19 protein-coding genes are annotated in these 16,620 nt (G+C 73.7%); 10 read left to right on the forward strand and 9 right to left on the reverse strand.

Annotated features, from left to right (window positions below; all coding sequences use genetic code 11):
• Positions 1 to 99: 99 nt before the first annotated feature.
• Both ACWEN0_RS29805 and ACWEN0_RS29810 read right to left on the reverse strand, forming a co-directional pair.
• Positions 100 to 834 (reverse strand): ATP-binding protein, encoded by a 735-nt coding sequence (locus tag ACWEN0_RS29805; protein ID WP_451980728.1) that lies wholly within the window; start codon positions 832 to 834, stop codon positions 100 to 102.
• 212 nt (positions 835 to 1,046) lie between these two features.
• Entirely contained in the window at positions 1,047 to 1,928 is an 882-nt protein-coding gene (locus ACWEN0_RS29810) for a LysR family transcriptional regulator (protein WP_451980731.1), read from the reverse strand.
• 78 nt (positions 1,929 to 2,006) lie between these two features.
• On the opposite strand from ACWEN0_RS29810, the gene ACWEN0_RS29815 reads away from it, so the two are divergent.
• Positions 2,007 to 2,924 carry an EamA family transporter gene (locus ACWEN0_RS29815; protein ID WP_451980734.1) on the forward strand — a complete coding sequence of 306 codons (918 nt, stop codon included), beginning with the start codon at positions 2,007 to 2,009 and terminating at the stop codon, positions 2,922 to 2,924.
• Positions 2,921 to 3,541 carry an NAD(P)-dependent oxidoreductase gene (locus ACWEN0_RS29820; RefSeq protein ID WP_451980737.1) on the forward strand — a complete coding sequence of 207 codons (621 nt, stop codon included), beginning with the start codon at positions 2,921 to 2,923 and terminating at the stop codon, positions 3,539 to 3,541. Before ACWEN0_RS29815 ends, ACWEN0_RS29820 begins: the two co-directional genes overlap by 4 nt.
• Here ACWEN0_RS29820 and ACWEN0_RS29825 read toward each other — a convergent pair.
• Together ACWEN0_RS29825 and ACWEN0_RS29830 are read right to left on the reverse strand one after the other, a co-directional pair.
• Complete coding sequence (locus tag ACWEN0_RS29825; protein WP_451980740.1) at positions 3,525 to 3,962, reverse strand: hypothetical protein; 438 nt, start codon at positions 3,960 to 3,962, stop codon at positions 3,525 to 3,527. The genes ACWEN0_RS29820 and ACWEN0_RS29825 overlap by 17 nt on opposite strands.
• A gap of 115 nt (positions 3,963 to 4,077) precedes the next feature.
• Positions 4,078 to 4,659 (reverse strand): dihydrofolate reductase family protein, encoded by a 582-nt coding sequence (locus tag ACWEN0_RS29830; protein WP_451980743.1) that lies wholly within the window; start codon positions 4,657 to 4,659, stop codon positions 4,078 to 4,080.
• A 73-nt stretch (positions 4,660 to 4,732) separates the two neighbouring features.
• Here ACWEN0_RS29830 and ACWEN0_RS29835 point away from each other — a divergent pair, with 73 nt between their 5' ends.
• The gene (locus ACWEN0_RS29835) at positions 4,733 to 5,749 is read left to right on the forward strand and encodes a sigma-70 family RNA polymerase sigma factor (RefSeq protein WP_451980745.1); all 1,017 of its coding nucleotides are present in this window, start codon (positions 4,733 to 4,735) and stop codon (positions 5,747 to 5,749) included.
• Positions 5,750 to 5,763: 14 nt separating this feature from the next.
• Here the strand turns inward: ACWEN0_RS29835 and ACWEN0_RS29840 are convergent, their stop codons facing one another.
• Complete coding sequence (locus ACWEN0_RS29840) at positions 5,764 to 7,158, reverse strand: MDR family MFS transporter (RefSeq protein ID WP_451980748.1); 1,395 nt, start codon at positions 7,156 to 7,158, stop codon at positions 5,764 to 5,766.
• 11 nt (positions 7,159 to 7,169) lie between these two features.
• On the reverse strand, positions 7,170 to 8,459 hold the full coding sequence (locus ACWEN0_RS29845; protein WP_451980751.1) for an alpha/beta fold hydrolase: 1,290 nt from the start codon (positions 8,457 to 8,459) through the stop codon (positions 7,170 to 7,172).
• 110 nt (positions 8,460 to 8,569) lie between these two features.
• On the opposite strand from ACWEN0_RS29845, the gene ACWEN0_RS29850 reads away from it, so the two are divergent.
• Positions 8,570 to 9,142 (forward strand): TetR/AcrR family transcriptional regulator, encoded by a 573-nt coding sequence (locus ACWEN0_RS29850; protein WP_451980754.1) that lies wholly within the window; start codon positions 8,570 to 8,572, stop codon positions 9,140 to 9,142.
• Here the strand turns inward: ACWEN0_RS29850 and ACWEN0_RS29855 are convergent.
• A complete protein-coding gene (locus tag ACWEN0_RS29855; RefSeq protein ID WP_451980756.1) occupies positions 9,139 to 9,513 on the reverse strand; it encodes an STAS domain-containing protein in 375 nt (124 codons plus the stop codon). The two genes, ACWEN0_RS29850 and ACWEN0_RS29855, sit on opposite strands and share 4 nt — an antisense overlap.
• 200 nt (positions 9,514 to 9,713) lie before the next feature.
• Here ACWEN0_RS29855 and ACWEN0_RS29860 point away from each other — a divergent pair, with 200 nt between their 5' ends.
• Together ACWEN0_RS29860 and ACWEN0_RS29865 are read left to right on the forward strand one after the other, a co-directional pair.
• Positions 9,714 to 10,091: an STAS domain-containing protein gene (locus ACWEN0_RS29860; RefSeq protein WP_451980759.1), complete on the forward strand. Its 378-nt coding sequence runs from the start codon at positions 9,714 to 9,716 to the stop codon at positions 10,089 to 10,091.
• A 15-nt stretch (positions 10,092 to 10,106) separates the two neighbouring features.
• A complete protein-coding gene (locus ACWEN0_RS29865) occupies positions 10,107 to 10,565 on the forward strand; it encodes an ATP-binding protein (RefSeq protein ID WP_451980762.1) in 459 nt (152 codons plus the stop codon).
• Here the strand turns inward: ACWEN0_RS29865 and ACWEN0_RS29870 are convergent, their stop codons facing one another.
• Both ACWEN0_RS29870 and ACWEN0_RS29875 read right to left on the reverse strand, forming a co-directional pair.
• On the reverse strand, positions 10,566 to 11,564 hold the full coding sequence (locus ACWEN0_RS29870; protein ID WP_451980765.1) for a serine hydrolase domain-containing protein: 999 nt from the start codon (positions 11,562 to 11,564) through the stop codon (positions 10,566 to 10,568).
• Positions 11,554 to 12,342: an IclR family transcriptional regulator gene (locus tag ACWEN0_RS29875; RefSeq protein ID WP_451980768.1), complete on the reverse strand. Its 789-nt coding sequence runs from the start codon at positions 12,340 to 12,342 to the stop codon at positions 11,554 to 11,556. The genes ACWEN0_RS29870 and ACWEN0_RS29875 overlap by 11 nt, the downstream gene beginning before the upstream one ends.
• Positions 12,343 to 12,411: 69 nt before the next feature.
• Here ACWEN0_RS29875 and ACWEN0_RS29880 point away from each other — a divergent pair, with 69 nt between their 5' ends.
• Genes ACWEN0_RS29880 through ACWEN0_RS29895 form a run of 4 tightly spaced genes read left to right on the forward strand, consistent with a single transcriptional unit; the run spans position 12,412 to position 16,575 of the window.
• Positions 12,412 to 13,947 (forward strand): ABC transporter substrate-binding protein, encoded by a 1,536-nt coding sequence (locus ACWEN0_RS29880; protein ID WP_451980771.1) that lies wholly within the window; start codon positions 12,412 to 12,414, stop codon positions 13,945 to 13,947.
• Positions 13,944 to 14,909, forward strand: coding sequence for an ABC transporter permease (locus ACWEN0_RS29885; protein WP_451980774.1), 966 nt, complete (start codon positions 13,944 to 13,946; stop codon positions 14,907 to 14,909). The genes ACWEN0_RS29880 and ACWEN0_RS29885 overlap by 4 nt, the downstream gene beginning before the upstream one ends.
• Positions 14,906 to 15,784 (forward strand): ABC transporter permease, encoded by an 879-nt coding sequence (locus ACWEN0_RS29890; RefSeq protein WP_451980777.1) that lies wholly within the window; start codon positions 14,906 to 14,908, stop codon positions 15,782 to 15,784. The genes ACWEN0_RS29885 and ACWEN0_RS29890 overlap by 4 nt, the downstream gene beginning before the upstream one ends.
• The gene (locus tag ACWEN0_RS29895; protein ID WP_451980780.1) at positions 15,781 to 16,575 is read left to right on the forward strand and encodes an ATP-binding cassette domain-containing protein; all 795 of its coding nucleotides are present in this window, start codon (positions 15,781 to 15,783) and stop codon (positions 16,573 to 16,575) included. Before ACWEN0_RS29890 ends, ACWEN0_RS29895 begins: the two co-directional genes overlap by 4 nt.
• Positions 16,576 to 16,620 lie beyond the last annotated feature (45 nt).

Raw genomic sequence — 16,620 nt, forward strand, 5'->3', positions numbered from 1 at the left:
CCGGGTTCACGACGGGCGAAGTGCGTGTGACGGCGGGGAACGTGCTGGCCGCGAAGGCGTTGCGCGAGGCCGTGGACCGGGTGCTGCTGGCTCCCCCGGTCAGCCGATGCGGCCGACCCCGAGCACGGCCCAGACGACCTTGCCGCCGGACCAGCGCTGGCTGCTGCCCCACGTCTTCGCCGCGTGGGCCACCAGGCGCAGGCCGAGGCCCGGGCCGCGGGGGTCGGGCCGGTCGATGAGCACGGCGGGCCGCGGGTCGTCGTCGAGGACCGCGATCGACAGCAGGCCGCGGCGGAGGTCCAGTTCCAGCCGGGGAACCGAGGCCGTGTGCTGGATCGCGTTGCCGACCAGCTCGGCCGCGACGATGGTGCCGTCGTAGACCGACTTGGCGATCGCCCAGTCGTGGCAGCACTGCCGGACGAACTCGCGGGCGTGCTCCGTCGCGTCGCGGGTTCGGGGTACGGTCCGGCCGGCCCGCCGGCGGAACGGGCGGCGCAACGCCTCGACGGCCGCGTCGGCGTCGGGGTTGACCGAGACGTAGCGATCGAGCGCGGACTTGCGGAACAGCGTCGCGTGCTCGGGCCGCCGGGTGACCAATGCGAACGGGACGCCCGGCCATTCGCCGATCCGCTTGGCGACGAGCGCGAACACGGTGGCGGGCGAAGCGGCGCCGATGACGAGGTCGTCGACGTCGGCGATCAGCCCGTTCGGTGCGTCCGCGGCGATCTTCAGCAGCCCGTCCCTTAGGAGCGCGTAGCCGGCGAGGTCGAGTTCTCCCTTCGCGGTCGCCAAGATGGTGGTGCGGTGGCGTTTCGCTGTCAGTTCGATGCCCATCACGTTAGTCCGTGGCCGGGCGTTGGCAATGCTCCGCCGGGGACCGCCTCGAATTCACCCGGGTGGCCCTGTGGGCAGCAAAGCATTACACGCCAGTAGGTAAAGTCTCGCCGAACCTCTCTTCAGACCACAGTGGACGGTCAGGGCGCCGGCCGCCGCCGAGTGGAGCAGTTCGCCCTGCTCCGCACTGTCCACAGTAGAGAGTCAGGGCGTCAGTCCTGGCGGGTGTCGATGCCCAGCAGGGCGACGAACGCGCTCGCGGCCGGTGTCGGGTTCGCCCGGTCCCAGATGACGTACTCGACGCGGGCCGGGGCGTCGGTGATCTCGATCGTCACCACGCCCGTCAGCTGCGGCGCGTACCCGGCCGGCACCATGGCGACGCCCAGGCCGGGGCCGACCAGGCGCGCGATGTAGTCGGCGCTGGTGACTTCGTAGGCGACGTCGCGGTCCAGGCCCGCCGCGGCGAAGGCCTGGTCGGACTGCAGGCGCCCGGCGGTGCCGGCCGGGAGGTCGACGAACACCTCGGAAGCCAGGCGCCGCAGGCTGACCGTCGCTTCGCCGGCCAGCGGGTGGTCCGGCGCGACGACGGCGACCAGGTGGCCGCGCGCCAGTTCGTGGACCGCGACGCCGCGCGGGTGTGCCGTGGTCGGCAGGCCGAGGAAGGCGACGTCGAGGCGGCCGTCGGCGACCTGCTCGATGAGGTCGTCGCTGGCGCCGACCCGGAGGCTGATGCGCACCTGCGGGAAGCGTTCGTGGAGCTCGCGCAGCGCGGCCGGGACGTCGGCCGCGGTGACCGTCGGGATCAGGCCGACGGCCAGGCGCCCGCGCACCTCGCCCACGGCGGCCGCGACCTCGGCGGCCGCGCGCTCGGCCGCGTCCAGGCACTGGCGCGCCGACGGCAGGAACGCTTCGCCGGCGGGGGTCAGCCGCACGCGGCGGCTGGTCCGTTCGAACAGCCGCGCCCCGAGCTCGCGCTCCAGCCGGGCGACCTGGTGGCTGAGCGCCGACTGGACGACCAGGCACCGCTCGGCGGCACGGGTGAAGCTGGACGTTTCGGCGACGGCGACGACGTAGCGCAGCTGCTGCAGTTCCACCGATTTATCTTGGATCACGATCGCTGCCGTGACAAACATGTATTGGACTCATGGATCGGGCTCCGGTGGGATCGGGGTATGACAAGCCAACTCCTGCGGCCGGACGCCGGGGGGACCCGCCGCGCGGACCTGCCGCGCGTCGCGCTCACCGCGTTCGCGCCCGCGGTCTGGGGGACGACCTACGTCGTCACCACCGAATTCCTCCCGCCGGGCCATCCGCTGTTCGCGGGCCTGCTGCGCGCGTTGCCCGCGGGCGTGATCGCGCTCGCGCTCACCCGGACGCTGCCGCGCGGCGCGTGGTGGGGGAAGGCCGCCGCGCTCGGGGTGCTCAACATCGGGCTGTTCCTGCCGCTGCTGTTCGTCGCCGCCGAACGCCTGCCCGGCGGCGTGGCCGCGACCCTGGCCGCCGCGCAACCGCTCGCCGTCGCCGTGCTGTCGGTCGCCGTGCTGCGCGAACGGCTGTCCGGCTGGCGGCTGCTGTGGGGCGCGGTCGGCATGACGGGCGTCGGCCTGGTGGTGATCGGGCCCGAAGCGGCGTTCGACGGCGTCGGCGTCGCGGCCGGCCTGGGCGGCGCGGCGACGATGGCGCTCGGCGTGACGCTGACGAAGCGCTGGGGACGGCCCGAAGGCGTCGGCGCGACCGCGTTCGCCGGGTGGCAGCTGACCGCGGGCGGCCTGGTCCTGCTGCCGGTGACGGTCCTCTTCGAAGGGGCACCGCCGCCGATCGACGGCCGGGCCGTGCTGGGTTACCTGTGGCTGGGCCTGGTCGGCGGGCTCGTCACCTACGCGCTGTGGTTCCGGGGCGTCACGACGCTGCCGGTCGCGTCGGTGGCCGTGCTGGCGCTGCTCTCACCACTGGTCGCGGCCGTGCTCGGCGCGGTCGTCCTGGACCAGACGCTCGGGCCGGTCCAGCTCGCCGGGTTCGCGCTCGCCCTGGCCGCGCTCGTCGCCGGCCAGCTCCCCGCCCCGTTCCCCCGGAAAGGCAGGCTCCCGTGAAGATCGCCGTGGTCGGCGCGGCCGGCATGGTCGGCTCCCGCGTCCTGGCCGAAGCCGCCCGGCGCGGCCACGACCTCGTCGCCGTCGTGCGGACGCGGCGCCCCGACGTCCCCGGGGTCGTCACCGTCGAAGGCGACGCGGGCGACCCGCACCGGATGGCCACGCTGTTCGCCGGGACGGACGCGGTCGTGGCCGCCGCCCGGCCGGCGCCCGGGCAGGAGCACACGGTCGTCGCGACGACGACGGCCCTGCTCGACGCGGCCGCGAAGGCGGGTACCCGGCTCCTCGTCGTCGGCGGTGCGGCCCCGCTGCGCACGGGCGCCGGCCGGGTGCTCGACGACCCGCGGTACGTCCCCGCCGAGTACCGGGCGATCGCCGAAGCGAGCGCCGCGCAGCTGGCCGCCTGCCGGGCGCACCCGGCCGCCGGCTGGGTCTACCTCAGTCCGCCGGCGCTGCTGGAGCCCGGCCCGCGCACGGGCGCCTACCGCCGCGGGACCACGACGTTGCTCACGCGGCCCGACGGCTCGTCCCGCATCTCCGCGGAGGATCTCGCGGTGGCTGTCGTGGACGAGCTCGAGAACGCCGGGACCGACCGGCACTTCACGGTCGGGTACTGAGCTTGGTTTCGCAGCGGACCCGCGGGGCCTGCTCCGTGCCGGAGGCGACGCAGTCGACGCCCCGGCCCGGGGCGGGTACCGGGTAGGTGAACACGGTCGCCCCGTCGGTGTCCCGGCCGACCGAGAACTTCAGGAGCTTCGGCCGCCAGGCGCCGTCGCCGTGCAGGTTCTCCGAGTAGTACGCGGTGTGCGGCTCGACGCTGGTGCCCATGCCCGCGCCGTCGCCGGTCACCTCGTGGACGTGCAGCCGGTAGCCGGCGGCGGTGTACTTGCCCTCGTTCGCGTGCCCGGGCTCGGCGGGCGTCGCGCTGAAGACCTCCGGCGCGACGGGGTCCGCGGTGGCGGCGAGCACGTTCGCCCCGGCCGCCACCACCGCGGCCCCGGCCGCGACGGCGACGACCCCGGCTCGTGGGTATCCCATGTCCTCAAGCTAGGGCGGTGACCGGGCCGCCCACTTCGGCCGAAGGGACAGGGCAGTCTCATCCTTTCGGCCGAGGTGGATCGTTGTCTCGGACAACTGTCGACGGCACCTGCGCTCAGCGGGGCTCGGCCATCCGGTAGGTCAGCAGGGCGAGGCTGTCGCCGACCGTGCGCATGCCGACCAGGTGCAGCGCCTTGACCGCACTCGTCGCGGGAAAGAGCCGGTCGCCCGTGCCGACGACGAACGGGTAGGTCATCAGCCGCAGCTCGTCGGCGAGGTCGTGCTCGATCAGGGTGTGCGCGAGGCGGCCGCTGCCGTACACGACGATTTCGCCCTTCACACGCCGCTTCAGCGTCGTCACCTCCTCGACGACGTCTCCCTTCAGCACCGTCGTCTCGCCCCAGTCGCCCTCGAGCGGGCTGGAGGAGACGACGTACTTGGGCAGGTCACGCAGGCGATCGGCCCACTCCCCGGGGCGTGAAGCCCAGCCGCGGCCGAGGAAGTACTCGTGCGTCCGGCGGCCCATGAGCAGGGCTCCGGCGGCCAGCGCCTCCTCGAACTCGGCCTTGGCCCACGCTTCGCGGTCCTTGTCCGCGATGCCCGTGAACCAGCTGCCGCGGCCCGACGCGCCCTCGCCGGTCGGGTCCTGGACGACTCCGTCGAGCGTGATGTTTTCACTGATGATGAGTTTTCCCATGCCGGTTCCGACGCCGCGGCTTCGGAAAAGGGGGCGGCCGCCCCCTTCGCGCGCACGGCGGCGTCAGTACAGGATGGAACGCGAAGAGGGGAGAGAACTGGTGGAAGCCGACCTGATCGGCCGGGCGCGGGCGGGGGACGGCGAGGCGTTCCGGGCGCTGACCGAGCCGTACGGCCGCGAGCTCCGGCTGCACTGCTACCGGATGCTCGGCTCGTTCCAGGACGCCGAAGACGCGCTGCAGGAGACGTTGCTGTCCGCGTGGCGCGGGCTCGGTGGCTTCGACGGCCGCGCGTCGGTCCGCACCTGGCTCTACCGGATCGCGACGAACCGGTGCCTCAGCGAGCTTCGCGCGGCCGGACGACGGCCCGCGAAGGCGTGGGACATCCCCGGCGTCGAACCCCCCGAGCCGACCCGGCTGGGCGAAGCCGTCTGGCTCGAACCCTTTCCCGACGCCCTGCTGGAGGGGGCGTTCCCGGTTCCGCTCGGCCCGGAGGCCCGTTACGAGCAACGGGAATCCGTCTCGCTCGCCTTCGTGACGGCACTGCAAGCGCTGCCACCCCGCCAGCTGGCCGTGCTCGTCCTGCGCGACGTGCTCGCGTTCCCGGCGGGCGAGGTGGCCGCGATGCTGGACACGACGGTCGAGTCGGTCAAGAGCGCCCTCAAGCGGGCGCGAGCCGGCCTGCGGCAGCGCCCGGCGGAACCGGCGCCCGCCACCGGCTCGCCGGGGGAGAACGCGCTCGTGGCGGACTTCGTGCGCGCTTGGGAGGCCGCGGACGTCGGCGCGCTGGTGGACCTGCTGACCGACGACGTCTTCGTCTCGATGCCGCCGCTGCCGTTCGAATACGAGGGCCGGGAGGTCGTGGCCCGCTTCTGCGCGGCCCTCTTCGGGGCCGGCCGCCGCTTCGACCTCGTCCCGGCGCGCGCCAACGGCCAGCCCGCTTTCGGGGCGTACCTGCGCACGGCTTCGGGCACGCGGCACGGCACCGGGTTGTACGTCCTCACCCTCGCCGGTGACCGGATCGCCGCCCTGGCGCGGTTCGAGAACAGCGTCTTCCCGGCATTCGGCCTGCCGCGCTCGCTGCCCGGCTAGCGCCGACGCAGGCGTCACTCCGGCTGGCCGGAGTCCGTTCCGCGGAGCGGGGTTTCCCGGATGCGCCAGGCGGCGACGGCCGCCAGCCCCGCCGCGACGGCGGCGACCGTGAAGATGCGCGCCATCCCTGTCTCCAGCGGTGCCGGGCCGGTGGCCAGCAACGCGCCGAACACCGACGTGCCGACCGCGCCGCCGATCGTGCGGAACATCGTCGTGTTCGCCGTCGCCACGCCGATTTCCGCCACCGGCACCGTGTTCTGCGCGATCAGCGTCATCATCTGCGTGCTCAGGCCGAGCCCGGCACCGATCAGCACGAGGGCGCCGCTGGTGAGCCAGACCGGCGTGCCGGCGTGCGCGGTCGTGAGCACGCCGCACCCGGCGGCCATGGCCACCGCGCCGGCGATCGGGAAGACGCGGTACCGGCCGGTCCGGCTGCTGATCCGGCCGGCCACCTGCGACGCGACGACGACCGCGAGCGTCATCGGCAGCAGCAGCGTCCCGGAGCCGGAAGCCGAGGCGCCCTGCACGGTCTGCTGGAACAGGGGCACGAACGTGATCGTCCCGAAGCTGACGACGCCGACGACGAAGATGATCACCGTCGTGAGCCGGATGTCGCGCCGGGCGAACAGGCTCAGCGGAAGCACCGGTTCGCTGCTTCGGCGTTCCACGGCCACGAAAGCGGCGAACGCCACGACGGTCACCGGCACCAGCGCCACCGCCGGGCCCGTGCGGTCGGTGAGCAGGAGCAGGCCCGTCACGGCGGTCGTGAGCAGCAACGCGCCGCCGACGTCCAGGTGCACCCGGCGCCGCGGCGTCGCCGGCACCAGCAGGACGACCGCGGTGGCCGCGAACACCGCCAGGCCGAGCGGGAGGTTGAGGTAGAACGTCCAGCGCCAGCCGAGCAGGCTCGTCACCAGGCCGCCGAAGAGCGGGCCGCCGATCTGCCCGGCGGCCATCACGCTCGCCGTCATGCCCTGGTAGCGGCCGCGGTCACGGGGCGGGACCAGGACGCCGATCAGCGACAGCGCGCCGACCGCGAGCCCGCCGCCGCCGAGGCCCTGCACCGCGCGGAACGCGATCAGCTGCGTCATGTCCTGGGCGAAGCCGCACGCCACGGAGGCGGCGGTGAACAGTGCGATCGCGTACAGGTGCACGCGCTTGCGGCCGTAGAGGTCGCCGAGCTTGCCCCAGATCGGCGTGGAGGCGGCGGTGGTGAGGGTGTAGGCGGTGACGACCCACGACAGCCGGTCGAGGCCGCCGAGCTGGGTGACGATCGTGGGCATCGCGGTGCCGACGACCGTGTTGTCGAGCATCGCGAGCAGCATGGCGAGCAACAGCACGGCGAAGGCGGCGCGCAGCCGGGCCGGGCTCATCGGTGCCCGGCCGGGACGCGGCGGGGAGACGACCACGATCGCGCCCCTCAGGCCGGCGTGCCGAGGACGAGCTCGGCGACGCGGTCCGGCTGCTCCAGCTGCGGCTGGTGCCCGGCGCCGCGCACGACCGTGAACTCGGCGCCTTCGTCGTTCTCCCCGGCGAAAGCGGCCGCGTACGCGCGTCCGTAGGACAGGTCGGCGACCCCGTCGCTTTCGCCCCAGACGACCCGCACCGGCAGCCGCACCGCTTCCAGCCGGGCGCGCAGAGCGGGGTCGTGCATGTACGGGTCGCCCGCGTAGCGGTTCAGGGCCACGGCGTCGCCCTGCATCGCGGCGAGGCGTTCCGGCGGGAGCAGGGCCGGGTCGAGCCGGAACCGGTCGGGGGAGTGGAAGACGACGTCGGCGAGCTTGTCCGGCGGCGTCGCGGAAAGGTCGGTGATCGGGTGCCCGTCGACGGTGATCCCCATCGGGTCCAGCAGCGCGAGCCGGCCGACGCGGTGCGCCGAAACGTCCCCGGTGTCGCGGGCCGCCTGCTCGTCGACGCCCATCTGCGCCGCGATCCACCCGCCGACGGAGTTGCCGGCGACGAGGACGTCGTGCACGCCGAGTTCGCCGAGCAGCGCCCGGAAGAGCCTGGCGAGCGCGGGCACGTCGGCGACGGCGTCCGACGCCGCGGTGCCGTCGAAGCCGGGGATGACGGGCGCGAGCACCCGCGTGCCCCGCGCGGCGAGCAACCCGGCCAGGCCGGCCACCGAAGCCGGGCCCGCGCCGCCGTGCAGCAGCAGGACCGGCCGCCCGGCCCCGCGGTCTTCGACCCGGACGCTCAGGTCGCCGACGCGGACGTCGACGGTCCGCGGCCCGGCCACGGGTGTCTCGCCGGCGTAGGTGGTCGCCGGTTCCGTGTGGTAGCGGGCCATGATCTCGGTAAGTTCGGTGCCCTGCGCGGGCCGCCCGGCTTCGGCGGCGAACGCGCGCAGGTCGCGGAAGTACTGGACGTACAGGTCCGGCGTGAACGTGTTGAGCATGACGGCGGGCTCGTCGCCCGGGTTGGCGAAGGTGTGCGGCGCGCCCGGCGGCACCATGACGAGGGTGCCGGCCGGAGCGTCGTGGCTTTCCTCGCCCACGGTGAAGCGAACGGTGCCGCGGACGACGTAGAAACCTTCGTCGTGCTGGGCGTGCCGGTGCTGCGGCGGGCCGGGGGTGTGCGGGGCGACGACGATCTCGCCCAGGCCCAGCCGGTGCCCGGTGGTGCTGCCGTCCTCGAGGATCCGCAGCCGGATCGGGCCGGTCAGGGTGGTTTCGCCCGCTTCGGGCCCGACGATCGAGATGCGCGTCATGCCGACTCCTCATGAGAGTGAACTGTCACGAAGAAGGTAAACCCTCATCTGGCGTTCGTGCAAGTGCACTCTTATGATGAGAGCCGGCTTGACTGCGAAAGGCGGCGGACATGGACGGCGGACGGGTCAACCAGAAGCGGCGCACGCGCAACGCGATCCTGGCGGCCGCGACCGAACTGGTCCGCGGCGGCGCCACGGTGACGATGCCGGAGGTCGCCAAGGCGGCCGAGGTGTCGGAGGCGACGGCCTACCGGTACTTCCCCGACCTGGCGAGCCTGCTGCGCGAGGCCGTCGCCGGGACGCTGTTCGACCCGGCCGAGGCGCTCGCCCCGGTGGCGGACGCGACGGACCCCGTCACGCGCGTCGCGACGGCGACGGAACACCTGCTGCGGCACGTGCTGACCCACGAAGGCGCGGTCCGCGCGATGATCGCGGCGACGATCACCCGGCCCGCAGACACCGCCGCCCGGCCCGGCCTGCGGTTCGGGCTCATCGACCAGGCGCTCGCGCCGCCGGCCGACCTGCGGGGAACCGACGTGGCCCAGCTGAAGCGGGATCTTGCGGTGGTGATGAGCGCGGAAGCGTTGTTCGGGCTGACCGATCTCCACGGGTTGCCGGCCGAGGAAGCCGTGCGCAGCATCGTCCACACGGCGAAGACGCTGACGCGGGCCGCGCTCGGCTAGCGCCCGTCCCAGGCGGCGTTCGCCTGGCGGACGAACTCCGCGCGGCTGCCCGCGGTGAGCGCGCCCAGCCGCGTGCGGTAGCAGTCCAGCACCGCCTCGAACCCCGTGGCGTGCAGGAAGTCGCGCACCACCGGGCGCTCGCCGGTCACCACGCGCAGGCGGCTGGTGGCCGTGGCGTCGTGGGTCGCGCGGACCTGGCGGGCCCCGGCGAGGGACAGGAACGACAGCTCGGTCAGGTCGAGGACCAGCACCTCGGGATCGGCCGCGAGCACCTGCGCGGCGGCTTCGGCGAGCTTGGGCGTCGTGCCCGCGTCGAGTTCGCCGGACAGGGCGAGGACCACGACATCGGACTCCCCGCGTGTCCGGACCACCCGGAGACGTTCCGGGTGAAACGTACCTTTCACCGTCACCACGCTCCCCTGCGTCTTCGGTGGAGAGACCTCTGTCGGATCGGCTACCCGGGCGCCGGGGCGGCAAACGCCGCCATCCGCGTGACGGGCGGATTCCCCTTTCCCGACCGGCCTGCTTGACTGGGTGTTCGGGTGCGCGGCCCGGGACGGGAGGGCTCTCCATGTCGACCGACCGGCGCGTCCCCCGGCAGGCCGCCGCGGAGATCCTCGCGGTCGAGCGGCTCGAGGTGCGGCCGGACCTGCTGGTCATCAGCGCGGCCGGTGAGATCGACACCGTTTCGGTGCGCGCGCTGCAGCACGAGACCTGGCAGGAGCTGGCCCCGGTCACCGTGCTGGACCTGTCCCGGGTGACCTTCCTCGGCGCGGCGGGCCTGCGCGTGCTCGGCCAGACGGCGCAGCGTGCCCGAGTCGAAGGGTGGCGGCTGTGCTTCGTCGTCCCGCCCCGCCCGGTTTCGATGGTGCTGCTGAGCTTGTGGAACGACGACAGCGTCCTCCTCTACCCGACGCTGTCCGAGGCCCTGCAAGCGAACCCGGAGTGAGGGCACACTGGTCGGATGACGTCCTCGGGTTCGGGCGACTGGTCGGCGTTCACGATCGAGCGGGACGCGCCGCCCCCGCTCAGCGCGCTCCGGAGGTGGACCGCCCGCGCGCTGCCGCTGCTCGGCGCCGACCACCTCTGGGCGGTGCAGCTGGTGGTCACCGAGCTGGCCACGAATGCCTACGAACACGGGACCGGCCTGGTGACGGTCACCGCCGAGGCGACGCCGCGGCCGTGCTCGGCGCTGCTGGAGGTCCACGACGAGGGCGAGGACGCCCCGGTGGCGGGGAACCGCGCGCCGGCGAGCGGCCGGGGCCGGGGGCTGGTGCTGGTCCGGGACCTCTCGCGGGCGTGGGGCGTGCGGGCCGCGGACCCGGGGAAGACCGTCTGGGCGCGGATCGAGTGCGGGACCGGGACGATCAAGGCCTGCGCGGTGCGCGCGGAGCCGATCGCCATGGACCCGGAACCGTGCTGATCAGCCGAGCACGGCCGCCGCGTCGTGGAACGCCCGCCGCACGGCGGAAACGTCGCGGTCCCGGCTCGGGTGGACGCGGTTGGTCAGCAGCACGTAGTAACGGCCGCGCGACGGCTCGACCCACAGGCTCGTGCCCGTGAACCCCGTGTGGCCGTAGGAATCCGGCTGCAACGCCGTACCGACCGGTGAGCCCGGGACGTCCAGGCCCTGCCACGCCAGGCCGCGGCGCGGCCCGCGCGTGTGGCACGCGATCATCTCCGCGTGCGTCTCCGGCTTCAGCAGCGGCGACGCGCCGCCCGCGAGGATCCGGCCGAGGCGTTCGACGTCGGCCAGCGGCGCGAACAGGCCCGCGTGGCCGCAGATCCCGCCCAGCACCACCGCGTTCTCGTCGTGCACCTCGCCGGTCACGACCCGGCCGCGCCACGCGCAGTCCTCGGTGGCCACGGCGGCCCCGACCGGGCCGAACGTCGTGCGGCTCAGCCCGGCCGGGGTGGTCACGAGGTCGGCGACCAGGCGGTCCAGGGGAGCGCCGGCCGCCGCCGACGCGATCAGGCCGAGCAGGATGAACCCCTGCGACGAGTACTCGACTTCACCCGGTACGCCCGCCAGCGGCGTCACCCGGATCGCTTCGAGCAGCGCTTCGCGCGTCGGGAACTCCCGCCACAGCGGCGTTCCGCCCGGCAGGCCCGACGTGTGGGTGAGCAGCTGCCGGACCGTGATCGACGCCTTGTCGGTGCCCGCGTACGCCGGGAGAAACCGGGGGAGGGGGTCGTCGAAGGACAGCGCGCCGCGCTCGGCCAAGGCCGCGACCACCAGGCCGGTCACCGGCTTGGTCACCGACGCCAGGTCCCACCGGCTCGCCTCGCCGGCCGGCGGCCCATCCCACCAGCGCGTCCCGAGGAAACCGCGGTCCAGCACGCCGTCCGCGGTGCCGACCGACCACGCCGCCGCGGAGAAGACCCGGTCGGCACGGGCCTGGTGCAGCAGCTCAGCGAGCATCGACGGCTCGCAGCGTCGTTCCGGCGAGCACCGCCGAAAGCCGGTTCGCGGCCTCGGCGACCAGCGGGCCCAGCACGTCGAAGCTCGACGGCTGCAGCGTGAACGTCAGCCCGGACACGCTCACCGCGCCCAGGACCGCGCCGTCCGCGGCCAGCACCGGCGCACCCAGGCAGCGGACGTGCGCCTCGAACTGCTCGTCGTCCACGACGTACCCCGCACTGTCCACAGTGGCCAGCTCGGCGCGCAGAGCCGCCGGGTCCGTCAACGTCTTGGCCGTGCGGGCGGCGAGCGGCGCGGCCAGTACGGCGTCCACTTCGGACTCGGACAGCCGCGACAGGATCGCGCGGCCGACCGCGGTGCAGTACAGCGGCACCTCGCCGCCCGGCCGGGTGGCGAGCTGGTAGGCCTGCTCCGGCTCCAGCTTCTCGACGTACACCGCCCGGTCGCCGTGGCGCACCGCGTAGTGGACCGTGTGGCCGGTGCGCCGCTGCAGCTCGGCCAGCACCGGCCGCGCCGGTTTCAGGCCCGCCAGCGCCGCCGCGGACAGCCCCAGCAGCCGCGGCCCGACGGTGTAGCGGCCGCTGCCCGCACTGACCGCGTAACCGGCGTCGGTGAACGACTGCAGCATCCGGTGCACGGACGGTTTCGGCAGGTCGCAGGCCTGCGCGAGGTCCGCCAGCCGGTGCGGCCCGCCGGGTCCCGCGAGCGTCGCGAGCACCTCCAGGGCCTTCTCGACCGCGCCCCGGGCGGCGGGGGAAGCGTTGACAGCCTTGTTCACGGCGCCTAGCTTAGCGCAATCGCGTTCCGTGTGGCGGAACGCTCTTCCGCAAGACGGAAAGGAGGCGCCGTGTCCCCACTGTCGCGCCGCGACGCCCTGCGGCTGGGCGGGCTCGCGCTCCCCGCGCTGGCCCTGCCCGGCCTGCTGAGCGCGTGCGGCACCGCCGCGGGCGCCACCGGCAGCGTGCTGCGCGTCGCGCAGACGTCGGACCCGAAGACGCTCGACCCGCAGAAGCAGGGCGACCTGACCTCGATGAACGTGCTGACCAACCTGTTCGACACGCTCACCACCCGGGGCCCGGACAACCGGCTCGCGCCGGGGCTGGCCCTGGAGTGGTCCTCGCCCGACCCGCTGACCTGGCGGTTCAAGCTGCGCTCCGGCGTACGGTTCCACAACGGGGAGCCGTGCGACGCCCAGGCCGTGGCCTTCAGCATCAACCGGCTGCTCGACCCGGCCACGAAGTCGCCGATCGTCGAGCTGCGCTACGTCAAGCAGGCCGTCGCGACCGGCCCGCTCACCGTGGACCTGCGCTGCAGCCAGCCCGACCCGATCATCCCGGCGAAGGTGTCGCTGTTCGGCGGCGTCGTCGTCCCGCCGGGCTACCTGAAGCAGGTCGGCAACGCCGGGTTCGCGAAGCACCCCGTCGGCACCGGGCCGTTCACCTTCGCCGAGTTCCAGCGCGACCACCGGCTGCGGATGCGCGCCAACCCCGCCTACTGGGGCGGCAAACCGGCCTACGACGAGCTGGTGTTCCTCCCGATGCCCGACCCGTCCTCGGCACTCGCCTCGCTGCAGAGCGACGAAGTGGACATCGTCGCCAACCTGACCCCGGACGCCGCCCTGCAGCTGCAGGGCTACAAGGGCGTCTCGATCAAGCACTACCCGGGCATCCGCACGTCCTACCTGTCGCTGGACACCACCAGCGGCCCCCTGCGCGACGTGCGCGTCCGCCGGGCGCTCAACCACGCCGTCGACGTGCCGCTGCTGATCACGGCGGTGCTCGACGGCAAGGCCCGCGAGGTGCCGACGATGTTCCCGCGCGAGTCCTTCGGCTTCGACGCCTCGGTCACGCCGTTCACCCGCGACCTCGGCCTGGCCAAGCAACTGCTCGCCGAGGCCGGCTTCCCCGACGGCTTCGACACCTCGCTCACCGCGCAGACCGCCGACGCCAACCTCGCCGAGGCGATCTCCGGCCTGCTCGCCCGCGCCGGCGTCCGGGCCAAGGTGGACCTCGTCGACGCCGGCACGTACACGAGCCGGCTCACCTCGAGCAACCGCGCCGCGCTCGGCCCGATCTACCTGGCCGCCAGCACCGGCTGGACGCTCGACGCGGAAAGTCTCGTGCAGTCCAACGTCCGCCACGACCGGCGGCAGAGCCGCTGGCACAACACCGAAGCCGACCGGCTCGTCGACGCCGAAGAGCTGTCACCCGCCCCCGCCGAGCGGCAGCGCGCGTTCACGCGGCTGCAGCACCTTCTCAAGGAGGAGGCGCCGTTCGTGTTCCTCTACCAGATCGACAACGTCCACGCGGTCAACGCCCGTCCACAGTGGACACCGGGCGTGGTCGGCGTGCTGAACATGGCGAAGGCGACGGTGACGCCATGACCGCGCTCGCGCTGAGCCGCCCGGCCGCCGCCGGGAGCGGGGTGCTCCGCACGGTCGCCACCAAGGTGCTGACCGCGGTCGTCGTGCTGTTCTTCGTCGCCACGGCGGCGTTCTTCCTGGTCCGCCTGTCGGGCGACCCGGTCAAGCTGATCCTGCCGCCCGACGCGGACGCCGCGCAGGAGGCGACGCTGCGCGCGAGCCTCGGCCTGGACCGCCCGCTGCTCATCCAGTACCTCGACTACCTCGGCGGCCTGCCGCGGCTGCGCCTGGGCACGTCGCTCGTCTACGACCAGCCCGTCGCCGACGTGCTGTTCGCCCGCGTCCCCGCGACGCTCGAACTGGCCGGCGCGGCCCTGCTGCTGGCGCTGGTCGTCGCCGTCCCGGCGGGCACGTTCGCCGCGGTGCGCCGCGGCCGAGCCGGCGACACCGGCGTGATGACCAGCGTCCTGGTCGGCCAGTCGACGCCGGCGTTCTGGGTGGGGATCCTGCTGATCCTCGTCTTCGCCGTGCGGCTGCAGCTGCTGCCCGCGTCCGGCTACGGCGGGTTCGACCACCTCGTGCTGCCCGCGATCACCCTCGCCGTCTACTCGGTCGCGGTGATCGCGCGGCTGCTGCGGACGTCGCTGATCGACGTGCTCGGCGCCGACTACATCCGCACGGCCCGCGCGAAGGGCCTCGGTACGGCCGGCGTCGTGCTGTCCCACGGCCTGCGCAACGCCGCGCTGCCGGTCGTCACGGTGGTCGGCCTGGAGGTCGGCTCGCTGCTCGGCGGCGCGATCCTCACCGAGCAGGTGTTCTCCTGGCCCGGCCTCGGCCGGCTCACCGTGGAGGCGATCCAGAACCGCGACTTCCCGCTGGTCCAGGCCGCGGTGTTGTTCTTCGCCGCCACGTTCGTCCTGGTCAACCTGCTGGTGGACCTGTCCTATGCGCTGCTCGACCCGAGGGTGCGGGTGACCGCATGACTGCCGTCGCCCTGCCCGCCGCCCGCCCGAAGATGGCCCGCGCGGTGCTGCGCAGCAAGCTCGGCGCCGTCGCGCTCGCCGTGCTGACGCTCATGGTGCTCGTCGCCCTGTTCGCGCCGGTCATCGCGCCCTACGACCCGGGCGCGCAGGACCTGCTGGTGCGCCTGCACCCGCCCGCGTGGGCGGCCGGCGGCGACTCCGCCCATCTGCTCGGCACGGACCAGCTGGGCCGCGACATCCTGTCCCGGCTCTGCTACGGCGCCCGCGTCTCGCTGCTCGTCGGTGCGTGCGCGGCGCTGCTCGCGGGCCTCGCCGGGGCCGCGATCGGCCTGGTCGCCGGGTTCCTCGGCGGCTGGTTCGACCGGATCCTCATGCGGCTGGCCGACATCCAGCTCGCGTTCCCGTCGATCCTGCTCGCCCTGGCCATCGTCGGGTTCCTCGGCTCCGGCCTGTGGTACGTCGTGCTGGTGCTCGGCTTCACGGGCTGGGTCTCCTACGCCCGCGTCATCCGGTCCGAGGTGCTTTCGCTGCGCACCAGGGAGTTCGTCACCGAGGCCCGCGCGATCGGCGTCACGGACTTCACGATCATGCGGCGGCACCTGCTGCCCAACGTCATGGCACCGCTGGCGACCATCGGCACCCTGCACGTCGCCGCGGCGATCGTCGCGGAGGCGTCCCTGAGCTACCTCGGCCTCGGCGTGCCGAAGCAGACCGTGACCTGGGGCGGCATGCTCGCCGACGGCCAGCTCTACCTCGGCACGTCGTGGTGGGTGGCGGTGTTCCCGGGCATCGCGCTGATGCTCACCGCGCTGGCCGTCAACATCACCGGCGACGTGCTGCGGGACGTCGCGGACCCGAAGGCGTACCGCTCATGAGCCTGCTGGAGATCAACGACCTGCGCGTCGAGTTCCACGTCGACACCGGCGCGGTGACCGCGGCCGACGGCGTGAGCCTGTCGGTGGCCGAAGGCGAAACCCTGGCGCTGGTGGGGGAGTCCGGCAGCGGCAAGACCGCGACGGCGCTGTCGGTGCTGCGGCTCAACCCCGAGCCGCCGTGCGTCTACGCGGGCGGCTCCGTGCTGCTCGACGGCCGGGACATCCTGCGGCTGCCCGAAAAGGAGCTCCGGCGCGTCCGCGGCAACGACGTCGCCATGGTCTTCCAGGACCCGATGACGAGCCTCAACCCGGTGCGGCGCGTCGGCGTCCAGGTCGCCGAGGTGGTCCGGAAGCACCACGGCGCGTCCCGGGCCGAGGCGCGCGCGGCGGCCGTCTCGGCGTTGGAGGAAGCCGGTATCCCGGACGCCCGACGCCGGGCGTCGCAGTACCCGCACCAGCTTTCCGGCGGGCTGCGGCAGCGGGTGATGATCGCGATGGCGCTGGTCGGCCGGCCGCGGGTGCTCATCGCCGACGAGCCGACGACCGCGCTCGACGTGACCGTCCAGGCGCAGATCCTCGAGCTGCTGGTGGACCTGCAGGCCCGGCACGGGATGGCGATCCTGCTCATCACGCACGACCTGGGGGTCGTCGCGGAGGTCGCGGACCGGGTGGTGGTCATGAGCGCGGGCCGGGTCGTGGAGACCGGCGACGTCGTGCCGTTGTTCGAGGCGCCGCGGGAGGACTACACGCGCGAGCTGCTGCGCGCGACACCGAAGCTGGAGCGGGCATGACGAACCTGGCCGAGATCCGCGGGCTGCGCAAGGACTACGGCGCAC

The organism is Amycolatopsis sp. NPDC004378 (genome assembly GCF_053602455.1).